At 67.0% G+C, this 2,094-nt stretch carries 1 protein-coding gene; it reads right to left on the reverse strand.

Translation table 11 applies throughout. From position 1 onward, the window contains the following. Positions 1–186 precede the first annotated feature (186 nt). Positions 187–1,989 carry a DNA helicase RecQ gene (recQ, locus tag DBR34_RS10935; protein ID WP_128096813.1) on the reverse strand — a complete coding sequence of 601 codons (1,803 nt, stop codon included), beginning with the start codon at positions 1,987–1,989 and terminating at the stop codon, positions 187–189. Positions 1,990–2,094: the final 105 nt, after the last annotated feature.

The following is a 2,094-nucleotide window of genomic DNA, read 5'->3' on the forward strand; positions in this document are numbered from 1 at the left end:
GACCCGCATCCAGAGTTGAACGCCGCGTTCAGCCCGTTGAGCAACAGGCTGAGCATCAGTACCACGCGCAGGAGCAGGCCACCGGGGGTCATGGGCGTCACCCTAGCGCCAAAACCGGGCGCCCGCACCTGTGGCTGAACGCGGCGTTCAACTCTGGATGCGGGTCCGTGTGGACGCAGGAGGACATCAGCCTTCCTCGCGCACGATCTCGACCAGGCGCTCGCCGTAGCGGGCGAGCTTGGTGCCGCCAATACCGCCGACCTTGCCAAGCGCGTCGATGCTGGTGGGGCGCTGTTCGGCGATGTTGCGCAGGGTGCTGTCGTGGAAGATCACAAACGCCGGTACGTTCTGTTCCTTGGCCAGTTCGGCGCGCAGGCTGCGCAGCGCGTTGAACAGGACCAGATCCTCGGGCAGCACGGACAGGCCGGTACGCTGGCCGCTGCGGTCGCGCTCGCGGGTCTTGGGGCTTTCGCGGCGCATCATGACCTTGCGCTGGCCCTTGAGGACCTCGCGGCTGCCATCGGTGAGGCGCAGGCCGCCGTAGGCTTCGGTGTCCACTTCGAGCAGGCTGGCGGCCACCAGCTGGCGGAACACGCTGCGCCAGGTGCGGGCGTCGAGGTCCTTGCCGATGCCGTAGGTGCTCAGTTCGCTGTGGCCGAACTGGCGGATCTTGTCGTTCTCGCCGCCGCGCAGGATGTCGATCAGGTGGCCCACGCCGAAGCGCTGGCCGCTGCGGTAGACGCAGCTGAGCGCTTTCTGGGCGGCCACGCTGGCGTCCCAGGCGTCGGGCGGGACGAGGCAGTTGTCGCAGTTGCCGCAGGGCTGGGGATAGGTTTCGCCGAACCCGGCCAGCAGCACCTGGCGCCGGCACTGCATGGATTCGCAGTAGCCGAGCAGGTGGTCCAGCTTGTTGCGTTCGAGGCTTTTGCGTTCTTCGCCGGCCTCGGACTGTTCGATCATCTGCTTGAGCAGCACGACGTCGCCCAGGCCGTAGCAGAGCCAGGCTTCGGCGGGTTCGCCGTCGCGGCCGGCACGGCCGGTTTCCTGGTAATACCCTTCCATGGACTTGGGCAGGTCGGTGTGGGCGACGAAGCGGACGTCGGGTTTGTCGATGCCCATGCCGAAGGCGATGGTGGCGCACATGACGATGCCATCCTCGCGCAGGAAGCGGCGCTGGTTGGCGGCGCGCACTTCGGCGGGCAGGCCGGCGTGGTAGGGCAGGGCGTTGAGGCCTTCCTTGCAGAGGAACTCGGCGGTTTCCTCGACTTTGCGCCGTGACATGCAGTAGACGATGCCGGCTTCCTGGCGGTGGACCTTGAGGAAGTCGAGCAGCTGGCGCTTGGCGTTGTCTTTCTGGACGACGGTGTAGCGGATGTTGGGCCGGTCGAAGGAGCTGACGAAGTGCTGGGCGCCGGTCAGGTCGAGGCGTTCGGCGATTTCGCGCTGGGTGGGCGGGTCGGCGGTGGCGGTGAGGGCGATGCGCGGGACGTCGGGCCAGCGTTCGTGGAGGACGGTAAGCTGGCGATATTCAGGCCGGAAGTCGTGGCCCCACTGGGAGACGCAGTGGGCTTCGTCGATGGCGAACAGGGCGATGCGGCTGCGCGAGAGCAGGGACAGGAAGCGGCCGGTGAGCAGGCGCTCTGGAGCGACATAGAGCATGTCGAGCTCGCCGGCGAGCAGTTCGCGTTCGACCCGGGCGGCGGTGTCGCCATCGAGGGTGGAATTGAGGAATTCAGCGCGCACGCCCAGCTGGCGCAGGGCTTCGACCTGGTCCTGCATGAGGGCGATGAGGGGGGAGATGACGATGCCGGTTCCCTCGCGGAGCAGGGACGGTACCTGGTAGCACAGCGACTTGCCGCCGCCGGTGGGCATCAATACGAGCGCGTCATTGCCGGCAGCGACATGTTCAACGATCGCCTGCTGCGGACCGCGGAAATCGTCGTAACCAAAGATGCGGCTGAGCAGGTCGTGCGCGGGGCGGGAAGACATCGGACTAGTTTACCCCGCCACGCAGGCCGGCCGTGTCCTCCAACAGAGGATCAGTGGGTAGGGGCTTGCCCACTTGCCTCCCCAAGCCGAATCTCAAGCCGGAGC

The organism is Stenotrophomonas sp. HMWF003, assembly GCF_003061285.1.
GTDB classification, from domain to species: domain Bacteria; phylum Pseudomonadota; class Gammaproteobacteria; order Xanthomonadales; family Xanthomonadaceae; genus Stenotrophomonas; species Stenotrophomonas maltophilia_AP.

Excerpts from the sequence above, each read along its gene's own strand:
- recQ (WP_128096813.1), bottom strand. The coding sequence starts at position 1,989 with ATGTCTTCCCGCCCCGCGCACGACCTGCTCAGCCGCATCTTTGGTTAC.